Annotated in this window: 13 protein-coding genes and 2 pseudogenes; 13 read left to right on the forward strand and 2 right to left on the reverse strand. The window is 45.0% G+C overall.

What is annotated here, in order from left to right; all coding sequences use genetic code 11:
• Window positions 1-649 precede the first annotated feature (649 nt).
• A pseudogene (locus EJF25_RS18795) lies at window positions 650-1,936 on the reverse strand (IS1380-like element ISBfi1 family transposase).
• A 348-nt stretch (window positions 1,937-2,284) separates the two neighbouring features.
• On the opposite strand from EJF25_RS18795, the gene EJF25_RS18800 reads away from it, so the two are divergent.
• From EJF25_RS18800 to EJF25_RS25860, 13 genes and pseudogenes are all read left to right on the forward strand, one after another.
• Complete coding sequence (locus EJF25_RS18800) at window positions 2,285-3,241, forward strand: AraC family transcriptional regulator (RefSeq protein WP_229128097.1); 957 nt, start codon at window positions 2,285-2,287, stop codon at window positions 3,239-3,241.
• Between the two features lie 629 nt (window positions 3,242-3,870).
• Window positions 3,871-5,919, forward strand: coding sequence for a hypothetical protein (locus EJF25_RS18810; protein ID WP_004318649.1), 2,049 nt, complete (start codon window positions 3,871-3,873; stop codon window positions 5,917-5,919).
• A gap of 72 nt (window positions 5,920-5,991) precedes the next feature.
• Window positions 5,992-9,960 (forward strand): two-component regulator propeller domain-containing protein, encoded by a 3,969-nt coding sequence (locus tag EJF25_RS18815; RefSeq protein WP_004318650.1) that lies wholly within the window; start codon window positions 5,992-5,994, stop codon window positions 9,958-9,960.
• A 391-nt stretch (window positions 9,961-10,351) separates the two neighbouring features.
• Window positions 10,352-13,510 carry a SusC/RagA family TonB-linked outer membrane protein gene (locus tag EJF25_RS18820; RefSeq protein ID WP_004318652.1) on the forward strand — a complete coding sequence of 1,053 codons (3,159 nt, stop codon included), beginning with the start codon at window positions 10,352-10,354 and terminating at the stop codon, window positions 13,508-13,510.
• A gap of 18 nt (window positions 13,511-13,528) precedes the next feature.
• A complete protein-coding gene (locus EJF25_RS18825) occupies window positions 13,529-15,421 on the forward strand; it encodes a RagB/SusD family nutrient uptake outer membrane protein (protein WP_004318653.1) in 1,893 nt (630 codons plus the stop codon).
• A 43-nt stretch (window positions 15,422-15,464) separates the two neighbouring features.
• Entirely contained in the window at window positions 15,465-16,226 is a 762-nt protein-coding gene (locus EJF25_RS18830) for a glycerophosphodiester phosphodiesterase family protein (RefSeq protein WP_004308129.1), read from the forward strand.
• Window positions 16,227-17,198: 972 nt separating this feature from the next.
• Window positions 17,199-17,549, forward strand: a complete 351-nt coding sequence (locus tag EJF25_RS18840) for a reverse transcriptase N-terminal domain-containing protein (protein ID WP_004308130.1) — start codon at window positions 17,199-17,201, stop codon at window positions 17,547-17,549.
• The gene (locus tag EJF25_RS18845; protein ID WP_008775183.1) at window positions 17,527-17,724 is read left to right on the forward strand and encodes a reverse transcriptase domain-containing protein; all 198 of its coding nucleotides are present in this window, start codon (window positions 17,527-17,529) and stop codon (window positions 17,722-17,724) included. The genes EJF25_RS18840 and EJF25_RS18845 overlap by 23 nt, the downstream gene beginning before the upstream one ends.
• A gap of 120 nt (window positions 17,725-17,844) precedes the next feature.
• Window positions 17,845-18,208: pseudogene (locus tag EJF25_RS18850) on the forward strand (helix-turn-helix domain-containing protein); the annotation flags it as partial.
• 263 nt (window positions 18,209-18,471) lie between these two features.
• On the forward strand, window positions 18,472-19,752 hold the full coding sequence (locus tag EJF25_RS18855) for a fimbrillin family protein (protein WP_004308132.1): 1,281 nt from the start codon (window positions 18,472-18,474) through the stop codon (window positions 19,750-19,752).
• A gap of 123 nt (window positions 19,753-19,875) precedes the next feature.
• Window positions 19,876-20,286: a fimbrillin family protein gene (locus EJF25_RS18860; protein ID WP_225720212.1), complete on the forward strand. Its 411-nt coding sequence runs from the start codon at window positions 19,876-19,878 to the stop codon at window positions 20,284-20,286.
• A gap of 2 nt (window positions 20,287-20,288) precedes the next feature.
• On the forward strand, window positions 20,289-20,780 hold the full coding sequence (locus EJF25_RS18865; RefSeq protein ID WP_004318655.1) for an Lcl C-terminal domain-containing protein: 492 nt from the start codon (window positions 20,289-20,291) through the stop codon (window positions 20,778-20,780).
• Between the two features lie 268 nt (window positions 20,781-21,048).
• On the forward strand, window positions 21,049-21,252 hold the full coding sequence (locus EJF25_RS25860) for a hypothetical protein (RefSeq protein WP_157998589.1): 204 nt from the start codon (window positions 21,049-21,051) through the stop codon (window positions 21,250-21,252).
• Window positions 21,253-21,349: 97 nt separating this feature from the next.
• On the opposite strand, the gene EJF25_RS18875 is transcribed toward EJF25_RS25860, so the two are convergent.
• On the reverse strand, window positions 21,350-24,931 hold a 3,582-nt coding region (locus EJF25_RS18875; RefSeq protein WP_148098101.1), incomplete at its 5' end, for a hybrid sensor histidine kinase/response regulator transcription factor.

The raw sequence follows: 24,931 nt of genomic DNA on the forward strand, positions 1-24,931 counted from the left end.
GAATGAAAACGGAAGGCAGGACCTGTCCGGTTTTGAAACAAATTGCTTTCATAATGCGATTATATGACAACTCTGTTCCCTGAAGTTGTGTTTATATAAAGTTAAGCGTGGGAACTTTGGTATTACCGTTCAGAAGTATCCCCATACTCAACAACATATAATACACAAAGCCTCACGCCTATATATGCTAACAAGATATAATAGTGCATAGGGACACCTGATGTATTATCCAATTGTTGTCTTGAAATTGGGGATTTCCTGAACATGGATAATGCCTAACGCTTACTGTTATTAATCTTTTTTGGTAAAAGACAAGGCAAAAATACTAAAAGAATTGATTCGCGTCAATAAAAATCCAACTTTTTTATTATTTTACTCTCTGCGCCACTGAATTTCATCGCTCTCCGCTCTCCAAATCCCGTGCCCTTCAGCGATAAGTAATCCTGAGTTCATCAATTGCCTCATAAAAGAGCTTTTGTACATCCTAAAATCCGCAACCTGTAATATTTTTGATATCTGGGGTTGCAGATACCTCTCTAAAACGACTCGTTTTCGTAAAGAACCCTAATGGTGCAGTCGCAAGAGACAAAATCCCCTTACCCCATGATGCGACTTGAGGCAATACGCAAAAGGCCACGAAGATTTGAGGCTACCCAAAATCAAATTTGAAGGCCATCATGTATGCATCATTGCTTGTGTATATGTTCAGTATGTGCTGTCTTGCAGTCTTAATCCATTTTGCAGGGACAGAAACATACTTGAATACAAAAGTTTTGATTCTGCTTGTGCGTTTAAGTCCAAAGCTCTTCATGTTTGCGTCAGATATGAGGTGTCTGTAAAAGTTTCGTATTAAAGCGGTCAGAAGCAGGAACACCGTGTTTTCCGCCATGAACGATTTTGGCAGCCGTTTCCAGCCAAAGCCGTTGTTCATGTCGTCCAATACACGCTCAGCACCGCCACGCTTGTTGTAATACTCCACGATGTCACGGTCTGTCGAAGTATAGTCATTTGTCAGTATGCATCTGTATGTATATTCCCCTTCCTACAGGTCGAGTTCCTTGTTGATGCTTCTTTGCCGCTGTATGACAAGGCGGTACGCTTTGCCGACCCATTTCTCTGCAATGATGGAGCATATCTCAAACTCGTGACCGTTTATGTATTCGGTCTTCCATCCGCGCAAGGCAAAGATATCGTCATACAACGATACACACCTGTTTGCGCGGATATAAAAATGCCGACTGTGCTTCTCCACCATTTCCACCATAGCCTCAGAGCATGAGCCACAATCCATCCTCGCACGGTTTATATGTATTCTGGCATTCTCCAAACGCTCAAAAATACGTTTTAGAGTGTCTTCCTGATGGAAACGGACATTGGTATTGCCGTCGCGGTTCTCTATCCCGACGATGACATCGCTGACCGTTGCTATTCCTGGACTGTAACCGGTAAACTTCTTGTAGGTTATTTTTGCGTCAAATTTCTCCGTCTCAATGAACTGGTGGTCAAAATCAAAGTCATATTCATTGTCTGGCAGCAACTGTCCAGTTGCCAGCAATGCATTGACAAGCAGATTGTTAAGGTCGGAAGCCACGTTGAAGTCGTAGCTTTTGCCCGAATCAGACCTGTAGGTCAGATTCGGTGTGGTCAATTCACGAATGGCCCTAAGTATTGTGTCTGCGCTGCATGTACGGAGGGGTGGATGCAAGCAAAGTGCTTCCATAAGGTGTGAGGTCACGTCTTCGACACATGACCCTCCACAGAAATATACGCACATCAGAGAACGTATTATCTCGCTATATTGATAGCCATACACTTTGCTACGCAAACCTAAAGTAGAGTCTATTGTACAAGACAACATCCTGTCGAATTTCTCCATAATTGGAAATATACCACCAAAAGATGTGAGTTTCTCGGATTTTATTTGTACTTTTACCATGCTTGATGAGGTTTTGTTTGACTATTTTTGCAACACTAAGTTAAGTGAATCCTTTGACATGACAAAATCCTGAGCCGCTCGGCTTTGCCGCTTGGCTTGTCCAAGAACTTTTTGTTGTTCAGGATATTATAAAAGTTAAAATTTATAGTGTTGCGGAATTAAGGTAATAACAATACTATGAAATCGTTATTCATATTACAACTTGTATGTTGCGTCATTACAGCCATGCTAGCATTGCAATTAGCCATGGCAAGTTTGCAGGTGAGATGGAAGGTGTGGCGCTACGAAATATCAAGATGGATTCTCGTTGCATCCATGCTATTCTTCTCCGTCCACTACCTCTTACAGATGATTCATGGACTCCGTGCACAAGGTGCCGATGTGGGCGCAGCATTCAACATATTGTTCTATACTCCAGTGGCATTTGCCATCACTCTCTCCATAATCAACATAGAAAGCACAGGCAACAAAGTGCGACGGTATTGTTTACGTGGTATGATGGCATACATACTCATCGCCATAGTTTTCGTCATTGGCATGTTCAAAAGTCAAAGTTTACACATTGGCAATATGCTCTATGTGATGCTCGGTCTTTTTGTGGCTAGCATGGCATATTTTATTCTTATCATTCGCAAAGAAACAAAAGCCCGAAAGCAGAAGCTCATGGAGAATTTCGGAATCGACTTGATTCCATACGTGCGCTATTCGCAAGCCAGCATCATTTTGCTATACTTTGCTGCTGGACTCCTTCCTGTAGCAATCCTCTTCAATACCTTATTATATATAATAGGTCCCTTGATATTACTCTCTGTCATCTTTTTCGTCCACACTTTCATTGCTATGGGCTATTACATCACACCCAAAGAAGTCATTCCTGAGGAAAATGACGCAGAAGCAAAAGTCACGGAAGCAGAAGACATGAAAGACGGCAAGAACACTCATGGCACAAATATCTTGACAGCTAATAGAAAGATGGAAATAGAATTAGCCCTCAAGAAATGGTGTGAAGAGGGATTTTATAAGGACTATGAAGTTAACATCTATTCGCTAGCTACCAAGTTGGGATACAAGAAAAACGAACTGACAGAATACTTCAATCAGTCAGAATACACCAATTTTAGAACCTGGCTTAGCGACATTCGTTTTAATGAGGCTGTTCGCATGATGAAAGCCAACCCCGAATATAGCATTGACGCTATTTCCACAGAGTGCGGTTTCTCATCCCACACATGGATTTATCGTATATTCAAACAAAAAACGGGCATGTCACCTAGCCAATGGCGCAAACAGTTTGCCTCCATCTAAATGCGTATTTTTGTAATTTCGCATTAAATAGCATTTAAAAGAGGTGTGTCAGCGTTTTGACACAACCTCTACTTAAAAGATTTAATTTACAATAGTATTGCGGAATTAAGGTACATGAAACCGATAACCTGTCATAGTGGCATTGGGAAAAGCCGTTCAGACGATCCGCATCATGGTCGGCAAAAGATCTAAAGTGACCTCTTTGGCTGTCTTGCGCTTGGAGACATGAATCATTTCAAGCACCTTTATGACGTCTTCAGACTTCGTGCCACGTATCATGGTCACAAGTGTACCTCTGCCACCACGTCCCGCACGATTAGTGACAACAGTATATAATTCTCCGCAGCTTAAAGAAGTCTCGTCAATACAAAGGCTAGGGACCTGAGGTTGTGCCCGCATTCTGACACATTTACATTTGTAGTATTAAATATCCCAATAAAAATATAAGTGTATATTGTAATGGGATCTTAATAGAGGATTAAAAAATAAATACTTAATGGGCTGTTTCTTATGAATTCTACTGAAATCTTATAATAATTGCTCAAAAAATCACATTCTTTGTATACGTAATATCCTAATTTTGGAACGCAAATTAAAAGAATATTAATAAACTAAATTATCTGATTTATATGACAAAATTAAGATGTATGCTTTGTTGCCTGATGATCTGTACTATTACTATTGATGCTAGGACTGTTAATGATATATATAAAAGAATATCTGCACAAGTCTCCTTGAAGGTTCCCGGTAATCAATCACGAAACTATTCCCTTGCTTTTCAAGGAGCCGTTGATGATAAGGGAATCTATCTGTTAGAGTCTGAAGAAAAAATACCATTAATCATTACAGAGAGAATAGAACGTGACAATGTTAAATGTGTAATGGTAGTAAGTATTACGGCATTGGAAGACGTGTACTTTAATTATCAACAACAGTTGAAAACAGGCTTCCGACATAATGACTGTATGTTTTATCTACCAGGATTCTGGTATAGTCGCAATTTACGTTCTCCTAAAGGTGCTCCTTCATTTCATATATCAGAGAGTTGGCTGGTACGTGAGGATCGTCTGAGCTCACCCCTTACCGGTATCTTCAATCAGAAAGATGGACGTTATATGACTGTGGCACGCAAGGACGATTTTCAATGGGATGCCCTTGCTACCCACCAAACAGGCGAAATCATCCTCTCGGGCAAAACGTCCCTAGGGTTCACCGGCTTTGAGAGCCATGACGGAACATCAACACTATCTTTTGGATTTCCTTACCGAGAAGCTCCTAAAACCTATATTCGTAAGTTGACGCTGGCTCCGGAGGTTACATCTTTCCAATATCTAAAAAAAGGAGAAACAGTACTCCTGACCTGGGAATTTATCGAGGGGCAGGCTACAGACTACTCAGATTTTATTTGCCATACTTGGGAATATTGTTATGATACATACCGTCCCCAACCTGTGAAAATACCTTTTTCTCCAGAAGAGATAAAAGGAGTGCTGAGCAATTATTTTGTGGAAAGTTTTGTTGGGGACAAAGCTCTTGCCTATTACTCCAGCCCTGAAATGAAAGTGGCAGCCTGTGCCAACATGAATGTAGCAGAGATAGGTTTTGTCGGTCGCGTACTTCTAAACGCTTTCAATGCATGGGAGTTTGGCAATGAGAATGGACGTGATGACCTTGCAGCTAGCAGTAAAAAGATATTTGATAGTTACTTAGAAAATGGCTTTACGGAAACCGGTTATTTGCGTGAATGGGTAAATCTGGAAAATGATAGTGATGTGAAAGAAGAACGCCCAGTGCATAGCATACGTCGTCAGTCGGAAGGAATTTATGCCATGTTTCATTATCTGAATTATGAACAGAAGTATAAACGTCACCATCCTGATTGGGAACAACGCTTAAAGAAAATGCTCGATATGTTCTTGCAACTGCAAAATCCAGATGGAAGTTTTCCACGTAAATTCCATGATGACTTTACAGTTGTTGACGGAAGTGGAGGAAGTACTCCATCCGCTACATTACCTCTGGTTATGGGATATAAATATTTTAAGGACAAACGCTATCTGTCCGCTGCCCGGCGTACTGCGGAATATCTGGAAAAAGAGCTTATATCAAAGGCTGACTATTTCTCCTCTACGCTGGATGCAAACTGTGAGGATAAGGAAGCTTCCCTCTATACCGCTACGGCAACTTACTATTTATCATTGATAACAAATGGTACGGAACATAACCACTATGCCTCTCTGACACGAAAAGCGGCTTATTTTGCCTTGTCCTGGTATTACGTCTGGGACGTTCCGTTTGCTCCCGGGCAGATGTTGGGTGATATCGGTCTGAAAACTCGCGGCTGGGGAAATGTCTCGGTGGAGAATAATCATATTGATGTATTTATTTTTGAATTTGCCGATGTGCTCCGTTGGCTTTCCAAAGAGTATAATGAACCTCGTTTCTCTGATTTTGCTGAAGTCATTTCTACTTCCATGTGCCAGTTACTTCCTTATAAAGGACATATGTGTGGAGTGATAAAAGTTGGTTATTATCCGGAAGTGATCCAGCACACCAACTGGGATTATGGAAGGAATGGAAAAGGATATTATAATGACATGTTTGCTCCCGGTTGGACGGTAGCATCCCTTTGGGAATTGCTGACACCGGGACGTACTGAGAATATACTGTTGAAATAGCTCTGATATCCACTTTTCAGGATATTCTTATATCCTGTTGTATGTTAATTAATGAAACTAACAATTAAGACAATGCAGAGACTACGTATTTTAGTTATATTAATACTTCTTTCTTTGATGCCTCTTTATTCCCTTGCCGTTCTGAATGAAGGACAATATGCATTCCGTTCACTTGATATCAATAATGGATTATCCCAGAATACGGTCCATGCCATCCTTCAGGATAAACAAGGATTTATGTGGTTTGGGACGAAGGATGGTCTTGACCGGTATGATGGTATCTCTTTTCGGACTTTCATGAAAGAATCCGGAACCTTGGGCAATAATTTCATCACTTCTTTGTATGAAGACAATCTTGGGCAAATATGGATTGGGACAGACGTAGGCCTATATGTCTATTGCCCACAAATGGAAAAGGTCAGGCATTTTACTCTGATAAGTAATTCAAACATAGATATAGACTGTACGGTCAATCTGATAACTGGGGACCAGAAAGGAGGTATCTGGGTTGTAACTCAGACGCGGGGAATCTTCTATTACAATCCCCAGGATAGCCAGTTGGTTAATTATCAGTCGGACGGGTCCGGTACTCTGAACCTTAAAACTTCCGGCCAACTCTATTTTGATTCGGACGATGTCTGCTGGTTGGACATACGTGATGGAAATCTGTATTATTCAAAAGACAAGCTTAAAACTTTAACTCCGATTTTTCCAGAAGATTCAAAAGTGTCTTTCAGAGATGAATACATCTATAAATTGCTCCCCGGACCCTATAATTGCATGTATGTGGGAACTGTATTCGGACTGAAAGAAGTGAACCTAACTAATAAGACTATCCGTACCCTTCTTTCCAAGGATGAATTGGGAGGTGATATTTATATCAGGGAACTTGCATTTTATTCAGATGACGAATTATGGATAGGAACCGAATCGGGACTTTATATCTATAATCTGCACACGGCAAAAATCATCCACTTGCAGAACGTCAACGGTGATCCCTATTCAATCTCTGACAATGCCATCTATTCGATTCTCAAAGACCGTGAAGGCGGAATGTGGATAGGGACTTATTTTGGGGGTGTGAATTATTACCCCCGGCAATATACCTACTTTGATAAAGTCTATCCCCAGAAAGAATCAAACAAAATGGGAAAAAGGGTGCGGGAGTTTTGTGCCGCCCATGACGGCACACTCTGGATAGGTACAGAAGATAAGGGGCTTTTCCATTATTATCCTAGTACTGGAAAAATCGAACCGTTCATTCATCCGGATATTTATCATAATGTTCACGGATTGTATTTGGACGGAGATTATCTGTGGGTTGGGAATTTTGCAAAAGGATTGAAGCGTATTGATTTGAGGACATACGCTGTAAAGCACTATGATAATATTGCAAGTGATATCTTTTCTATCTGCCGGATAACTGCGGGCGATCTGTATCTTGGAACAACAATAGGATTGTTTCGGTACAACCCAGATACGGAACGTTTTAAACGCGTCCCCGAACTTGGGTGGACGTTTGTTTATTATATAAAGGAGGATAAGCAGGGGAATTTATGGCTGGCAACTTATGCCGATGGCGTCTATAAAAAGAATGTCCGTACAGGTGGTTGGGAACATTTCGTACATGAGGAAGCAGACTCGTCCACCCTTCCATCCAATAAGGTGCTGAGTATTTTTGAAGACAGTCAAAATCAGCTATGGTTTACCACACAAGGAGGTGGCTTCTGCCGCTTTGTGCCTTCCGCCAACACCTTTGTCCGTTATGACGGTATCGGTCTGCCAAGCAACGTCATTTATCGGATTGAAGAAGATGAAAAGGGATTGTTCTGGGTTTCAACCAATAAAGGGCTGGTGCATTTTAACCCGAAGAATTCCAGTTTTAAAGTGTATACAGTTGCTAATGGGTTGCTGAGTAACCAGTTTAATTACCAGTCCAGCTATAAGGATAAGAATGGACGGATTTATTTTGGCTGTATTAACGGTTTCATCTCCTTTGCCCCCTCCTCCTTTATTGATAATGATTTTTTACCCTCTGTTTTGATTACCGATTTTATGCTCTTTAATAAAAAGGTGGTAGTCGGAGAAAAAGGCTCTCCATTGAAACAAAGTATCACTTTGTCAAACCATATCGAACTTCAGTCAAATCAGAATTCGTTCTCCTTCAGGATAGCTGCGATAAGTTATCAGTCACCGAGCATGAATACACTGCTATATAGACTGGAAGGGTATGATTCCGAATGGCATACAGCGGGTAAGGGCCCTATTACGTATTCCAATTTACCTTATGGGACATACATGTTACGCGTGAAAGGTGCGAATAGTGATGGTGTATGGAATCCAGATGTACGCACATTGGGGATCAGGATATTGCCCCCGTTTTATTTATCCGTATGGGCATACCTGATTTATATCCTATTGATACTCGGTACATTTTTCGCCCTCTTCTTTTATTTAAGGAAGCGTACTATTGAAAAGCAGCGTAAAGAGATGGAGAAGTTCGAACAGGAAAAGGAGCAGGAACTCTACACCACTAAGATAGATTTCTTTACAAATGTGGCACACGAAATCCGTACTCCTTTAACACTGATAAAGTGCCCATTGGAGAATGTACTTGCTGATAGGGAACTCTCCGAAAATGTAAGGATGGAATTGGAAATTATGGATCAGAACGTGGAGAGGTTACTGAACCTGATAAACCAATTACTTGATTTCCGTAAAGCGGAAAATAAAGGTTTTAAATTGAATCCGAAAGAATATAATATCGGTACTATCGTCCACTCTGTTTATAAGTATTTCACCACTTTGGCAAAGCAAAGGGGAATTAAACTTGAAGTAGAAGTTCCAGAGGAAGAATTGTTGGCTTCTGTTGACAAAGAGGCTTTGACCAAAATTCTCAGTAATCTGTTTGCTAATGCATTGAAATATGCCCGGACATACGTTTATCTCCATTTGTCTGTTGATGAGAAGAATGAGGTGTTCACTATCTCTATGAGTAATGATGGGAATATAGTCCCTATCGAAATGCGTGAAAATATTTTTAAAGCCTTTGTCCAATACCGGGACGGGAAAGATATTGTCTCGGGCACAGGCATCGGATTAGCTATGGCTCGTTACTTGGCAGAGTTGCATCAAGGTATGCTGGTGATGGACCGGGAGCTAGATTGTAACCGTTTCATTCTTTCCATTCCAATATTACACCAGACACTTCCGGATGATTCGGAAGAACAACATAAGAAACCTGGGTATGATGATGAAGATCGTGAAGTTTCTGATAAAGATAAAAGAGAGGTTGCTTCCATATTGGTTGTAGAAGATAATAAGGATATGCTTGCTTTTGTGTTCAGGCAATTGTCTTCATTGTATCATGTACTGATTGCGGAAAATGGGGTCGAGGCGTTGGACGTTCTTGAACAGAAATCTGTGGATCTGATAATAAGTGACATTATGATGCCTCTGATGGACGGGGTTGAATTATGCAAGCATCTGAAACAAAATCTGGACTATAGTCATATTCCTGTAATATTATTGACAGCTAAAACTAATCTGGAATCAAGAATCGAAGGACTTGAAGAAGGGGCGGATGCGTATATTGAAAAGCCGTTTTCTATGGAGTATCTTCGTGCCAATGTAGCAAATCTGTTGAGTAATCGGGAAAGATTACGCCGTCACTTTATTGAATTTCCTTTTATCAAAGCAGATGCAATGGCGCAGACAAAGGCCGATGAGATGTTTATTAGCAAGTTAAATGAGTATGTATTACGCCATCTTGATAATACGGACCTGCAAATTGATGATATAGCGGATGCAATGAATATGGGACGTTCCAACTTTTACCGGAAATTGAAAGGAATCCTAAATATGAGTCCGAACGAATATCTCCGCCTTTTCCGTTTGAAGCAGGCAGCTTCCATACTGAAAGAAGGAACCTATGGAGTGGTGGAAGTCTCTTACATGGTAGGGTTCAGTACCCCCTCCTATTTTTCAAGCTGTTTTAAAAAACAGTTCGGAGTACTGCCTAAAGATTTCATATCGCACTAGTAATATGTATTTTGCTTTAAATTTTATAATATCAGGTCATTTTCTGATATTTTATCCGAGTTGTTCCGGGTAATTTTGCAAATATATTAACAACTAAATTTGATGTATGACAAGGTATTTACTTTTTTTTGCCAGCCAGCCTTCGGGCGGAAGAGAGAGTTGTTTTCCTATCGTATATATAAACGATTCTTAGTTTGAGAATTTGTACTGTAATTTATATAAAGTCAAAGAAATAATTATAAAATAAATTGCACACACAATGAATAATAGAAAAGAAAATGAACAGAGTTGTATAGTAATGAATAAAAAAGAGGGTACATCGTGCATTACGACACACCTCCCTGTATTTCAGAGAAAAATCTACACTACTAATCAAAAAATCTATTGATATATGAACTGTAAAGTAAAACAAGGATGCCTTACCAGCGAAAGCTGTTGCATCCTGTTATGGTTAGCCTTCACATTATTTCCCGTTTCCGTTGTAACGGCGGCAGATAATAGAAAGATCGACGAGAGCCAGCAAAAAGAAGTAAAAGCAGAAATGAAAGGATATGTGGGAGACGAAAACGGAGAGCCTGTTATTGGAGCTACCGTATTGGAAAGTGGAACGCAGAACGGGGTTATAACAGATGTGGACGGTATATTCACTATACAGTTGGCAAAGAACGCATCATTGACCATTTCATATGTTGGGTACCAGAAGAAAACGGTAGTGGTAAAAGATAAGAAGTTCATTTCCGTTAATTTGACTCCGGACAGGAGTATGATGCTGGATGAAGTGGTCGTGGTCGGTTTTGGCAAACAAAAGAAAGAATCCCTCGTGGGAGCTGTGCAGGCAGTGAAGCCGGAAGACCTGAAGATGACATCCAGTAATCTTAGTACTTCATTTGCCGGGAACGTTCCAGGTATCATCGCCGTACAAACACAGGGTGAACCAGGCTCTGATGAGGCGAAATTCTATATACGTGGTATATCAACTTTTGGTTCGAATACCTCACCGCTGATCATACTTGACGGTGTGGAAATCAACGCTACGATGATGAACAATATTCCTCCAGAATCTATCGCGTCGTTTTCTGTGCTGAAAGATGCTACGGCAACGTCCCTATACGGCTCACGGGGGGCTAACGGAGTTATCATCGTTACTACCAAGCAAGGACAGCTTTCCGAGAAAATGTCTGTAGATATCCGCTTTGATAATACTTTCTCCATGCCTACCTATGTGCAGAAAATGGCAGATGGCCCGACTTACATGGATATGTATAATGAAGCCGTTTATAATCAGGCTATTGCCAATAACCAAGAGTATGAGCCTTTCTATAGCCGGGATAAGATAGATAAAACACGTGCCAATGCAAATCCCTACCTGTTCCCAAACAATGACTGGTACAGTATGTTGTTCAAAGACTTCGCCGTTAATCAGAATTTGAATATCTCCATCAAGGGCGGAAGCAAAAATGTGGATTACTTCCTGAATGCTGGAATCTTCTATGAAAATGGTATCATCCGGCAACCCAAGGAAGATAAGCTTGATGTGGGTATGCGCAACAAGAAATACCTGTTTCAGAGTAATGTGACAGCCCGTGTTACCTCTACGACGAAAGTGGGGCTAAATATGAATACGCAGTTGTTCTACCACCATGCCCCCAAAACAAGTACCCGGAATTTGTTCGCCTATTCCATGCATGGGAATCCCGTACGTTTTCCTGCTACACTTCCTGCTGAACCAGGGGATACATACATCCGCTACGGTAGCAATGATCCGTGGGATGTGGGAAAATCAGAGCCGAATCCTTACGCCAAATTGAGTGAAGGTTATACGGAACGAAATTATGTCTATATGACGACCGCTTTCAATCTCGAACAGGACTTGAAGTTTGTCACACCAGGGTTAAAACTCACCGGACTGGCATCTTTCTATAATTACAGTTTTAACTGGCTGGATCATTGGATTGTACCTTTCTACTATAAAGTATCTGATGACTATACGATGGATGATCAGGGAAACTACCTTTATAAGACTTCGACTATCGGTGAGCCGGGAGAACCTTATCTGAAGAGCAATTCCGGGCGTGATCCGACAGAGAGTGTCTGGTCTTTACAGGGAGCGCTGGACTACTCACGCCAGTTTGGTGGACATGATGTGGGAGCTACCCTTGTTTACCACATGAAAGAAACCAAGAAAGTGAAGGACGGCGGAGCTGAAAAAGATCTTCTTCCTTACCGTGAGCAAGGGATGGCCGGACGTCTGACCTACAGTTTTGGTCAGCGTTACCTGCTTGAGGCTACCTTTGGTTATAATGGCTCGGAGAATTTCAGAAGCGGGCATCGTTTCGGATTCTTCCCTGCGATTGCCCTAGGATGGACTATTTCTAATGAAAAGTTTTTCCAACCGTTAAAAAAAACAGTTTCCACTCTGAAAATCCGAGCTACTTATGGATTGACCGGAAATGATGCGCTTGCCACTCGCTTTCCCTATGTAACAGAAGTCAGTATGAATAATAATTTGGATTGGTGGACTGGTAGCGGTACCCGCGTGAATGGGCCGCTTGTAAATATTTATGGTAATGCGAACGCTACATGGGAGAAATCGAAAAAGCTGAATTTAGGTGTCGATATGACCCTTCTTGAATCTATGGATATAACCATTGATTATTTCAAGGAAGACCGTAGTGGAATTTTTATGCAACGTTCGTCCGTCCCTTCAACAATGGGAGTGACAGGTATGCTGCCTTATGCCAACATTGGCTCGGTAAAGAATAAGGGTGTGGATATGAGTGTAGCATACAGCAAAGTAATTGGCAAAGATTGGGTGCTCCGCCTGAACGGTAGTCTGACCTATGCACATAATGAGATTACGGAGATAGACGAACCGGTGAATGTAGAACCCTATTCTTCAAGAATCGGACACCCGATAAACAGTATTATGGGATATGTGTCTGACGGATTGTTTACTTCTCAGGAGGAAATAGACAGATCTCCCAAACAGTCGTTCGGAAATTATACGGTGGGAGATATTAAATATAAAGATCTGAATGGTGATAACGTGGTGAATGGTTATGACAGGACGATTATCGGCAATCCTGAAATTCCGGAGATTATCTATGGTTTTGGAGGAACGTTGAAGTATAAAAAGTGGGATTTGTCTCTGTTTTTCCAGGGAGTGGCCAAAGTCAGTTTAATGATGAGCGATATTCATCCGTTCAGCGAAGCGGGCCATAAAGGATATAACATTGCACAGTATATCGTTGATGACCACTGGTCGGAAAGCAATAATGTAGCCGGTGCCGCCTATCCCCGATTATCACCCGAATTTATCACGAACAATGCGCAAACCAGCACTTATTACCTACGTAACGCAGCTTTCCTGCGCCTGAAGAATGCCGAACTGGGCTATTCCTTCTTCCCGTGGCTGCGTGTGTATGCAGCAGGTACTAATTTGCTGACATTCTCTCCGTTCAGTACCTGGGATCCTGAAATGGGAAGTGGGAATGGTTTGAAATATCCGCTACAGCGCACGGCCAAGATCGGGATTCAGTTTCATTATTAATTAAGAACAGAATAAGTTATGAAAAATATATATACAAAGTTATGCCTGTCGGCAATCGGCTGTTTAATGATGGCATCATGTGATTTTCTTGATGTGGTTCCGCAAGGTACTGCTACCGTGGATGATATCTACCGAACACAATATCAGGCTGAAGGAATGGTACTGTCTTGCTACGCGAATATCCCTAACTATTTCCATCCCCAACAATTTCCTGATTTTACCGGAGGAAACGAAATCATAACGAGCAAAGGAGGAACAACGCGCTGGTTTCATTTCCGCAGTCTGGTTTATGGGGAAGAATCCCCAACAACGACTTATTACTCATTATGGAGCAATACAGCAAAATCTTATCCGCAGGGTGCTGTGAAGAAAGCAGTATGGGAAAGTATCCGCAATTGCTATAATGTGCTTAATAATCTGGATAGGGTATCGGACATTACCCCCGAAAACCTGAGCTGGTGGAAAGGTGAAGCGCTGTTTTTGATCGGGTATTATCATCAGATCATGCTGGAGTACTATGGACCGATAGTTATTATTGACAAGGAAATACCAATGGAAAGTTCTCCGGCCGAGATGATGACCTCCCGTTCTCCTTATGATACATGTGTCGATTTCATTGCCAATAAATATTCGGAAGCAGCTAGATTACTTCCTGGCGTATGGGATTCAAGTAAGAGAAACAGGGCTACCTCTTCTGCTGCCTTGGCTTTCAAGGCTCGGCTGTTGCTTTATGCCGCCTCGCCGTTAGTCAATGGGAATAGTGAGTTTTATTCCGACTTTAAAAACCCCGACGGCACTTTTCTGATTAACCAGACTTATGACCGGGAAAAGTGGAAGAGAGCGATGGATGCTGCCAAAGAGGCCATAGACCTTTGCGAAGAGAACGGTTACAAACTTTATGGAAATTCGACCAATGACTTGGAGCAAGGGAAGAAAAACTATCATGAAGCCTTTGTCGGTGATGGGATCAGTGGTAGCGGATTTAACTGGAATGAAGTCCTGTTTGGCTTTGCTGAACAGGGAACTATTTCCTACTGTATCAAGAATATGGCTCCTCGTGTTGAATTTACAAGTTATTCGACCAAAGGTTTTAGAGGGTCCTTATTCCCGACGTGGGATTGTGTGAGTAGGTATTATACCAAGAACGGTCTACCTTGGGCAGATGACCCCGAGACTAAGAAGCTTGATCCGTATTCCATTGCACCAGGTGATAGTACGGTACGTTTTCACAGGAATCGTGATCCGCGCTTTTATGCCTCTATTGGCTTTGATCGTGGAAATTATGACGTGCAGGGAAAGACAATAGTGCTCAAATGCAGACGTGGTGAAATGCAGCAGAATAATGGCAATGCCAAGGATGAGTATCAAACGGACAACGGTTATTATTGTCAGAAATGGGTGTCTAAATATGATACCTATAATAGGACTACCGATCAAATAACCTACAACCGTTGGTGCTTTCCTTATATGCGTCTGGCCGAACTCTATCTGAGTTATGCAGAAGCGGATTTCGAATATAGCGGCACACTGAGTACTGCCAGTCTGTCCTATTTGAATAAAGTACGTGAACGTTGCGGATTACCTACCTTTGCAGATTCATGGGCAAAAGCCGGTGGTATTCCTTCAGGAGAGAAGTTGCGCGAAATATTACATGATGAACGCTCCATTGAATTGGCTATGGAAGGCAGACGTTTCCATGATATGCGCCGTTGGAAAATTGCCCATACTGAAATGATGCGTTATCAGAAATCCTGGACATTATCCGGAAAAACCGCTGATAGTTTTTATAAACTTACGGACATGAAAGAAACCGGCGTTCGTAATTTTACCGCTCCCAAGAACTATTGGCTTGCTATTCCACAAGATCAGATAGAAGTAAATCCCAATCTAGTGCAGAATCCGGGATACTAGAGAATCAGCTCTTATATAACTAACAATTAGAGGAAAGGACAAAATGAAAAAGGTAATGTGTTTATTGGCAATTATGTTTATGATTGCCAATACTTCGGCACAAACACGGGTGATTGCCCATCGTGGTTTCTGGAAAACCCAAGGATCAGCACAGAATAGCATTACATCTTTGTTGAAAGCGGATTCTATAGGATGTTATGGTTCGGAGTTTGATGTCTGGCTGACAAAAGATAATGGTTTGGTGGTTAGCCATGATGGGATTATTCAAGGGCATAAGGTTGAAGAGTCCACTCTGAAGGAATTAACCGGGTTATGGTTAGCGAATGGAGAATGCGTACCCTCCTTAAAAGAGCTTCTGGAAACAGCTAAGCGGAAAACATCTTTGAAGCTGGTGCTGGAGTTGAAAGCTCATAGTAAACCCGAACGGGAGATAAAAGCTGTTGAAGAGATCGTTTCGATGATAAAGAAGATGGGACTCGAACCCCGGATGATATATATCACCTTTTCGTCTCACGCATTAAAGGAACTGATCCGTCAGGCTCCCACAAGCACTCCTGTATATTATCTGAAAGGGGACTTATCTCCACAACAACTGAAAGAATTGGGTAGTGCCGGACCGGATTATCACTTCTCTGAATTTTACCGTTATACCGATTGGATTGAAAGTTGCCATGCCTTGGGGCTAAAAGTGAATGTATGGACGGTTAATAAAAAAGAGGACATGCAATACTTTTGGGATAAAGTCGACTTTATCACTACAGATGAGCCGTTGGGACTGTTGAAAGATATAATGAAGGTCAAATAGATATATTTTCTGAGATAATGTATAGTCCAACTGATTACCTTTAATAATCTGTTGATTATTTATGTTTTTGGAAAATGAGTTTCAAGTTTTCAAACGACTGTTCATGTTGATACAGTTGAATGCTGATTGAAAACAAAACAATAGCGGAAACAATGAATGTCAATCTTGTATAAGAAGGCAAACGTCCAAATTTATAGTTCAGCTCCATTAATCGAACTGAATAGGGGTATTTATTAAATAATATAAAATTAGCCAACTAATTCATAGCCAAATTATTGCGAATTAGTTGGCCTTTTTGTATCTTTAGGTATTCCGTGCGACAAGAAGTCGTACAAGTAATTGTTCAGCACTGTGCCTGAACCTATTGTTCTGTCAATAGTAGTCTAAAGAGGCGTGCTTTACCAAGTCATGGTTTAGTGCGAAGCCCTCTTGACAATGCAGTCCTTTACAGAAATATCCAATGTATAGGCTGTTAGGCTGACTGATATGAGTAACATATGTGAATCGCTACACCATCGTAATAAAGAAATAGCTTACGGATATTTATAAGCTATAGCCAAAAGGTGGGTAGTCAGGATAGTCTTTTGGGAATGTAAGGCTACACGGACATCATACTGGCGGTGGAGGGGCGGGCTCTAAGTCGGGCGTCAGTTACTTGTACGGAACTTGGTAAACCCGTATTTCTCCTGTCTATGTCAGGCAGGTAAGCCAATTGCAAGAAAAGCCGAATGTGGTGCGGGTAAAGGATTGCGGAGAAAGTGAATGATTCTGTGTAATGCGGAGGATAGAGGTTTAAACATCACCCCATGCGAAATCAGGCAGACTTCCGCAGGGTAATTCTTTGTGAAACGATTGTAGAACTTTAATAAAATGAAGAAACTGCAAATGAGCAAGGCAAAAGCCGAGTGTGCATCTTTAACCGTACGAAACACGACATGAAAAGATATCGATTCTTCCAAATATGAGCGTAAAGTGAGAAAACTGCAGGTCCGAATAGCAAAGGCCCACAAAGAAAAGAGGTACAACAAGGTAAAGGCCTTACGGTACCTACTTGCCACTTCCTACGAAGCCAAGGCATTGGCGATAAGGAAAGTAACTTCCAATAAAGGTAAACGTACGGCAGGGGTTGACCATATGAAGTGGGACACTGATGCCAAGAAAATAGAAGCTATATGTTTATTGAAAAGGAGAGGATATAAGGCCTTCCCGCTGAGGAAGGTCAACATAGCCAAAGCAAATGGCAAGACAAGATCTTTGGGAATACCAACCATGAAGGACAGAGCCGTGCAGGATATATCTTATGGCTTTAGAACTTATAACTGAAAGTGAAGCGGATGCGAACTCATATGGGTTCAGAAAGTTTAGAAGTACTGCGGATGCAATAGACGCACTTCATAGATGGTTGAGTAGAGACTGTTTACCACAATGGATACTGGAAGGTGACATTAAGGGTTGTTTTGATCATATTAATCATGAATGGCTTCTCAACAATGTGTAGATTGACAGGCTGGTATTAAGGAGATGGCTGAAAAGCGGAGTAGTATTTAATTGCAAAGTATCAATAGATACGCTACACTTTTTCTTTTCGTTGGCAAATCTTAATCCGTATCTTCGTTGCATGAAAGAAGATATACGGATGCGCCAAAAATGGCTTGAGCTATACGTCGAAACGGGTTCTGTGACAAAAACTGCCCTTCGGTGCGGGATTACCCGTTCCACGTTATACCGTTGGATAAATTGCGAGAAAGAACAAGGCAAGTCGGAATTGTCCGATAAGTCTAAACGTTCATCAAGACTTGCCAATATGAAGATAACACCTGAAATTGAAACCATTATCCTTAATCTGTGCGTGAGACAAGAAGATGGGGAGCGCAACGGATTGCCAACTATCTGCTTAGGAAGAGAATAAAGCTCTCAGGCATGACGGTGTGGCGTGTGTTGAAAAGCATCAGGTCAAAGCTGTTGTGAAACGTTGCGAGAAATTTATTTCTTCTTCCAGCCGATTTTTTCCATCGGCAACATCCGGATAACCATATACCCCCGCCGTTGTTCATAGCGGCAGGAAAAACATGCCTGACGGCGATACGTGACGCACGGCACTCAAACCCTCTATTCCAACGTGAAACTGACCGCAGAGAGGGATGCCGCCACGGGCGACCTCGTGTGGAAGTCCAAGGACAACACGACACTTGTGGGGGGATTGTCGGATGAGCACTACTACCTCTACTATCCCTACTAAACGGATATGAGCGGAAAGACTGCCACTCCCACAGGCTCAGCCTTGACCGACACGGAATTCTTCGCCCCGTTGGTTTCCGCTTGGCAGCCTCAGGACGACCAAAGTACTCATGCGGCATATACCGCCTCCGACTTGATGACTGCCGAAGGCTCCGCAACGACAGGGGAAGACAACACCCTCCACCTCTCTTTCACCATGAACCATCGTATGGCATTGGCCGTCATCGAGATGCCGAATACCGTTAAATACAAGTTTACCGACGAGAGGATTCCTGATTACGCCGTGTCACCCGCCACTACATTCTCTGGCATTGCCCAGCCGCTGCGCGTGAACGATGGTACATACCGCTACTTGGTGAATCACGCGACTCCCGCACCGACTATCGAAGGACATTATGACGAGGGAAGCAAGGAGTTCACCATAACCCCGTCCGGCCTTTCTACCGGCAGTTACAAGAGATACAAGGTGGACGGCGCGGTGACAACTGTAAAGGACTACACGATGCAACGGGGAGATTACCTGCTCGCCGACGGCAACCTGCTGCCTAAGGGTACTACCCTGACCGAGGAGCAGAAGGCAAGCGTGGCGGCCATCGTCTTCTGGACACCGGCAGAGACCAATCCTGAAGGACGGATCACGCCGGCGTCTCTGGATTTCGACAAGATTATGGTGAAAGAACATCCCAATTGCACCCATGGCCTTGCCGTGTCGATTAAAGATGCTCCGGGCAACGTCTCGTGGCAAAACGTTAACGACTGGGTGGCGGATTTTCAAAGAGGAACAGATTTCAATCCTGTCGATAAGGATGAGTACGTAAACATTGCCACTGGTTTCGATGCGACCGGCAACATAAACAGGATACTCGGTTACCAGAACACGAAAGTGCTGTGGGCGTATAACGGATATTGCAAGACAAACGGCAAAACCGATGCCTTGGTCAATCCTGCTGAGGTCCTGAAAACATTTATCGCAAATAATCCAGCCCCGGCAAACAGCACCGGATGGTTCTTGCCGTCGGTAAAGGAACTGCACATGCTATGTTATAAGGATGTCGATAATATTGCGTACACACGGGACAACACAGAGACGAGGGATATAGTCGAAGTCTCCATCTCCGCCGTTGGCGGTGACGCATTGTCACCGCGCAATAACCATAAACGTTTCTGGTCTTCTTCGGAGAGCCCCAGTAATAAGAATGGCGCTTTTAGCGTGTATTTCTACAATGCCTTCGCACAGCTCAGCGAAAAGGACGGCGCACTCAATGTGCGTGCCGTGTGCGCTTTCTAACCACATAAAACAAAGAAAAATAACGATGTGAAAGGAACAGGATATTCCGGACGATGGATGCGCATCAGCGGCTGGTAGCCGATGTTGATGCTCGCGGGCGGGCTACTCGTCTCTTGCGGCAAGATGGAAACGGGAGAATCTACTACACGTTTACCCGATGGCAAGTACCCATTGCGACTGACAGCGGAGGTGGCGCAACCGCACCCCCGTGCCGGCGGCAAGGAGATAGGAGTGATGCTGGATGGCATGCTCAGCCTCCAAAGGTACGTAATGGACGCCTCGGGCAATACTGTCCCAAAGGATGCTGAAAACACCATTTACCGGAAGAGCACTACCGAGACATGTGTCACGGCACGGACTCCGAATGCCGATATCGACCAAAGTGGCGGGTATGCCGGCTTCGGCCTTCTATACGTCACCGTAGTGGGAGGTTATGACCAAGCCGTCAGCCTCCGTTTCAACCACCGCATGGCAAAAGTAGAGTTCACGCTCATGGCGGGCGAAGGTGTCACGGAGGAAAAACGAATGAAATAGACGTGGTGCAGACGGTGCCGGGCAACACCTGGATTGATGGCGGCGAGGAGAATGTGGCGGTAGCCAAAACAATACACTACACTGCCGATGAAGTGAAGGCTGGGGACTACATCTATTCGGGCAGGAGCACTTCGGACGGCGGACTGCGCAAACGCTATCCCAATGGGAAAGCTCAGGTCATCGCAGACCCGAAGCCGCAATCCGTAGCGGGCAAGACGGTCGCCGGTGTCGTCTTCTGTATACCGAAAGACACTGACCCCACAGGCAGACTAACCCCAGCCCGACTTACTGATGATAAGATTATGATGAAAGATTTTCCGAATGCCGAAATTTGGAATTATATAGTCAACCCATCCCTCGTCGCTGCCGGCGGTCCGACGCCAATTTATACCACCTCTTACTGGTCGTCTACGGAGGCATATTATAGCCCTAACAATGCATATGCCATACACTTTCCAGATGCCACTCTGGAAAGTAATGATAAGTACTTATAAAGTTAGGTTTCTGGCCGTGTGCGCTTTTTAATCACATTAAAGAAAGAAACTGTAGCAAAGCATTCTACATTCGATTCCGGCGGCGGTGCTCCTATCGCTTGCCGCCTGTACGCAAGAAGAGCTCCCGGGCAACCAAGACAAGGCGCAGCAACTTACTTTCTCCGTTACCGATGGTGGATATACGTCGGCTGTTCGCAAAACCACCCGTACTGTGGAGAATGGCTGCCAAACCAAGTTTTCCGAAGGCGGGGCCTGCGGCCTATACGTGGTGCGGGGCACTCAAACAGTCTATTCCAACGTGAAACTGACAGCCGAGAGGGATGCCGACACGGGCGGTCTCGTATGGAAAACTGAAAGTCCGACACCGCTCACAGGCGGGCTGTTGGACGAACACTATTATTTCTACTATCCCTATCAGGCACGAGCCTCAATACTGGGGCAGGGCGGCTGTTCGCCTTCATCATTACGGTGAACGAGTTAACCGTGCCCGGCTTGTCGGTGCGGAGCGAAACATACACCATCTCCGACAATAAGACCTGCCATATCCTGGAGTCTGTCTGCCCGTGATGTTATCCTCTCATCGAATTCCTGTACTCACTCGGGCTCATTCCATAGTACTTCCTGAACACCTCCCTGAAATATCTGACATCGGAGAACCCCGAGTCATCCGAGATTTCCGTTATCGAACAGTCTTTTTCCCTGAGCAGTTGTGCCGCATATTGCAGCCGCATGGAGCGGATATAGTCAGCCGGGGCATGGCCGGTGAGCGCCTTCAACTTGTTGAAAAATCCGGTGCGGCTCATGTTCTGCATGCCACAGAGCATGTCCACACAGAAACCGGGGTTGTCGATATTCTTCATGACGCATTCCCTTACGGAGGCCATGAATTTCCAGTCCCGGGTATTGTGGCAGTCCGGCGGAACCTGTCCGACTCCGTCCTCAAGACCGGCGTATGCCCGTTTGAGCAGTGCCCGGTTTGCCAGTATGTTCCTGATATTCGCCCTGAGCACGTTTATGCTAAACGGTTTGGTGATATAGGCGTCAGCTCCGTTTTCCAGCCCCTCCAGCATGTCCTTCTCATCTCCCAAGGCGGTCAGCAGCATGACCGGGATATGGGATGTCTCAATATCGGATTTGACGGACGCGCAAAGTTCGTCCCCTCCCATTTCAGGCATCATAACGTCCGAAAGTATCAGGTCCGGATTGTATTCTCTCGCCACAAGCAGCGCGTCCCGTCCGTTGGAACAGGTTTGGACCAGGTATTCCTCTTTCAGCAGCCCCTCAAGGTAGGTCCGCAAATCGTCATTGTCCTCCACAATAAGAATACGCTGCCGGTCCCCGCCGGTCATTGTTGGAAGGATCTCACGCATGGGGCCGCAATCCGGTCCCATGCGGGTTTCCCCGGTATCCTGTTTCCTGGGCGAAGCAACGGGGCATGCCTTGTCAAGGCGTCTGCTCCTCAGGGGAAAAATAACACATACCATGGTCCCCTTCCCCTCGGTACTGGTAACGCGGACCCTGCCTCCGTGCAGCCTTACCAGCCTATGTACCATCATCAGTCCGACACCGTTTCCCGCCACTTGCAGATTGACGGCATTACTGCCCCTGAAATGGTTCCTGAACAGTTTCTTCCGTTCCTCAGGTGGAATGCCAATCCCCGTGTCTTCCACTTCCACACCCCATACATGCCGGTCCGCGAAGGCACGGATCTGGATACTCCCGCCCCGTGGAGTGTACTTCAGTGCGTTGGACAGTATATTCTTCAATATAGAGTCCATTTTGTCCTTGTCAAACCGGACATTCAGGTAAGGGAAGCCGCTCTCACGGGTGATATCGATGTCCCTGATGGAGGCATATGTGCGGAATGCCTCACAGGTCGTCTCCAGATAACTGTTGAGCTCATATTCCGAGACATGAAGTCTCAAGGTGTAGTTGTCCGTACTCTCGAAATCTATCAGGCTGGTGACCAATCCCAGAAGTCCGTCCACGCTTTTCAGGGCCATCCGTACATTGTCCATCCCCTCCGCCTTCACCATGTCTTTCTCCACCACCTCTTCCAGCGGAGCCTTGATCAGCGTAAGCGGAGTACGGACATCATGGGCAGTATGTATGAAGAAGCACGTCTTTTCGTCTGATATCCTTTTCTGCCTGCGCAACATGGCAACGCGAAAAGACACCACCCCAGCCAACACACACAATGACGCATATCCGGCAATGGCCCATGTACCCGCCCACAGCGGCCGGGCGACACTCAGACCGAGGCTTCTTTCCTCATACACCTTGTATTTCTCCTCATTGGAGACGGCACGGATACGCAGGGTGTAGTTGCCTGGGGGCAGGCTCGTGAACTGTATCCGCCCGCTCTGGACCGGATGGCTCCAGCCCTCGTAGAGCCCCTCCAATTTCCATGAATATAGGATGTTCGAGGGATAGTCGTAGTTGATGGAGACAGCTTCCAGGGAGAAGGTATTCTGGTCATATGCAAGTTCCAGCCTGACGGTATTGTCAATATCCTCCCTCAAGGGGGATCCCTTGTCCCCGGGATAGACGGGGCGGTAGGAGATCATGAAATCCCGCAGGAGCATCCGAGAAAAATGCGGGGCGGGTATCCTCATGTCGGAGGGGAACATGACGGCTCCGGTGTTACTCCCGAACACGAAGCTTTCCCCGTGCCGGAAAGTGGATACCCCGGCATTGAGGCATACGCTTGCCAGCCCTTGTTCTGCCGTCCAGTTTCTGAAAGTGCCGCTCTCACGCCGGAACAGGGCCACGCTGTTTTCGGTCCCCAGTAGCAGGGTGCCGTCCGCACGGGGGACAATGGTATGGATGTTATTGGATATCAGGGCGCAGTTCTCGGTCTGGTATTGGCGGACGAACCTGTCCTCCACGCTGTCATAGACGAGAAGTCCCGCCCCGCCGGTGCCGATATACAGGAGCCCGTCCGGTGCCTGGTACAGTGCATAGACATGAACCGCCTCGACTGGAAAGGCGATATGTCTGCAGGTCCCCCCGTGCCCGTCAAGCAGGTACAACCCCATGCCGGTACCGATCCACATCCATTCCGGAGCCTTCTCCAGTATGGCGGTGATGGGGCCCGGGACCGGGTACAGGCGTACTGTGCCGTCATGGGGATCGAAACGTTTGAGATTGTGGCAGCCCCCTGTCCATATACATCCTCCGGAATCTTTTCCGATGTCATTGATATACTGGTCTGGACGCCCCTCTGCTGCAAAGGAGGGGGGAAAGTATTCCACCCTCCCGGTTTTCTTTTCGATCCTGTACAGGCCCGAAGCGTACCCGCCGGCGCAGATGACACCCGGCGAGACCTCGCAGAGCGTCAGGAAGATATGGTTCCCGCCATCCTGTATCCCATCGGACCGGCTGAGAAAGGAGCGCCACCGTCCTACCGCAGGCTGCAGCAGGCTGATCCCGTTGCTGGTGGCGAACCACAAGTCGCCTTCGCTGTCTTCGATGACATCATGCACCTGATCGTTAACCAGCGACCGGCTGTTGCCCGGTGAGTGCCGGAACCATTCATAGCTCTGGTAGCGGTTATTCCGGATTGTGACTCCGGCGGGGTAGTTGGCAAGCCAGATACGGTCCCCGCCATCCACATAAATGTCATTGATATTGTCTCCGTTCATGCCGTTGTGGCTGGCGTAGTCGGCGGTTATATAGGGTTTGGGCACTAGCGAGTCCATATCCATCCTGTATACCCCCCTTCCGCCCGTGGCTATCAGCAGCTCCCGGTCATTGAGAGGGGTGATCCGGTTGACGGCCACATTCCGCAGCGTACTGCCTGCGGACACTCCGTATACAAGTATGCCCTTCCTGAAGGTTCCCACGAACAGTTTCTTCGAACCGGGGTGGTAGTAGAGTTCGCTGACCGGCGTCCGGATGCTGTCCGTGTCCGCAAGCGCCTCAAGGACACCGTCCCTTTCCCGTACCGGAAAAAGTCCGTTCACGGTACCGATGAAAAGGTTTGTACCGTCCGTCTCGCTGATAGCGGTTATATCACCTCTTAAACGGGAGACCAGCCGCTGCGCAATGCCTGTGCGGGTGTCATAGCGGATGATATGGTCACCCTGACAGAGCCATATGCGGTCCCCACGGTCCATATAGGCGTAACAGAGCATGCCCGTGGCGAAGTC

This window comes from Bacteroides faecalis (assembly GCF_003865075.1).
GTDB classification, from domain to species: Bacteria; Bacteroidota; Bacteroidia; order Bacteroidales; family Bacteroidaceae; genus Bacteroides; species Bacteroides faecalis.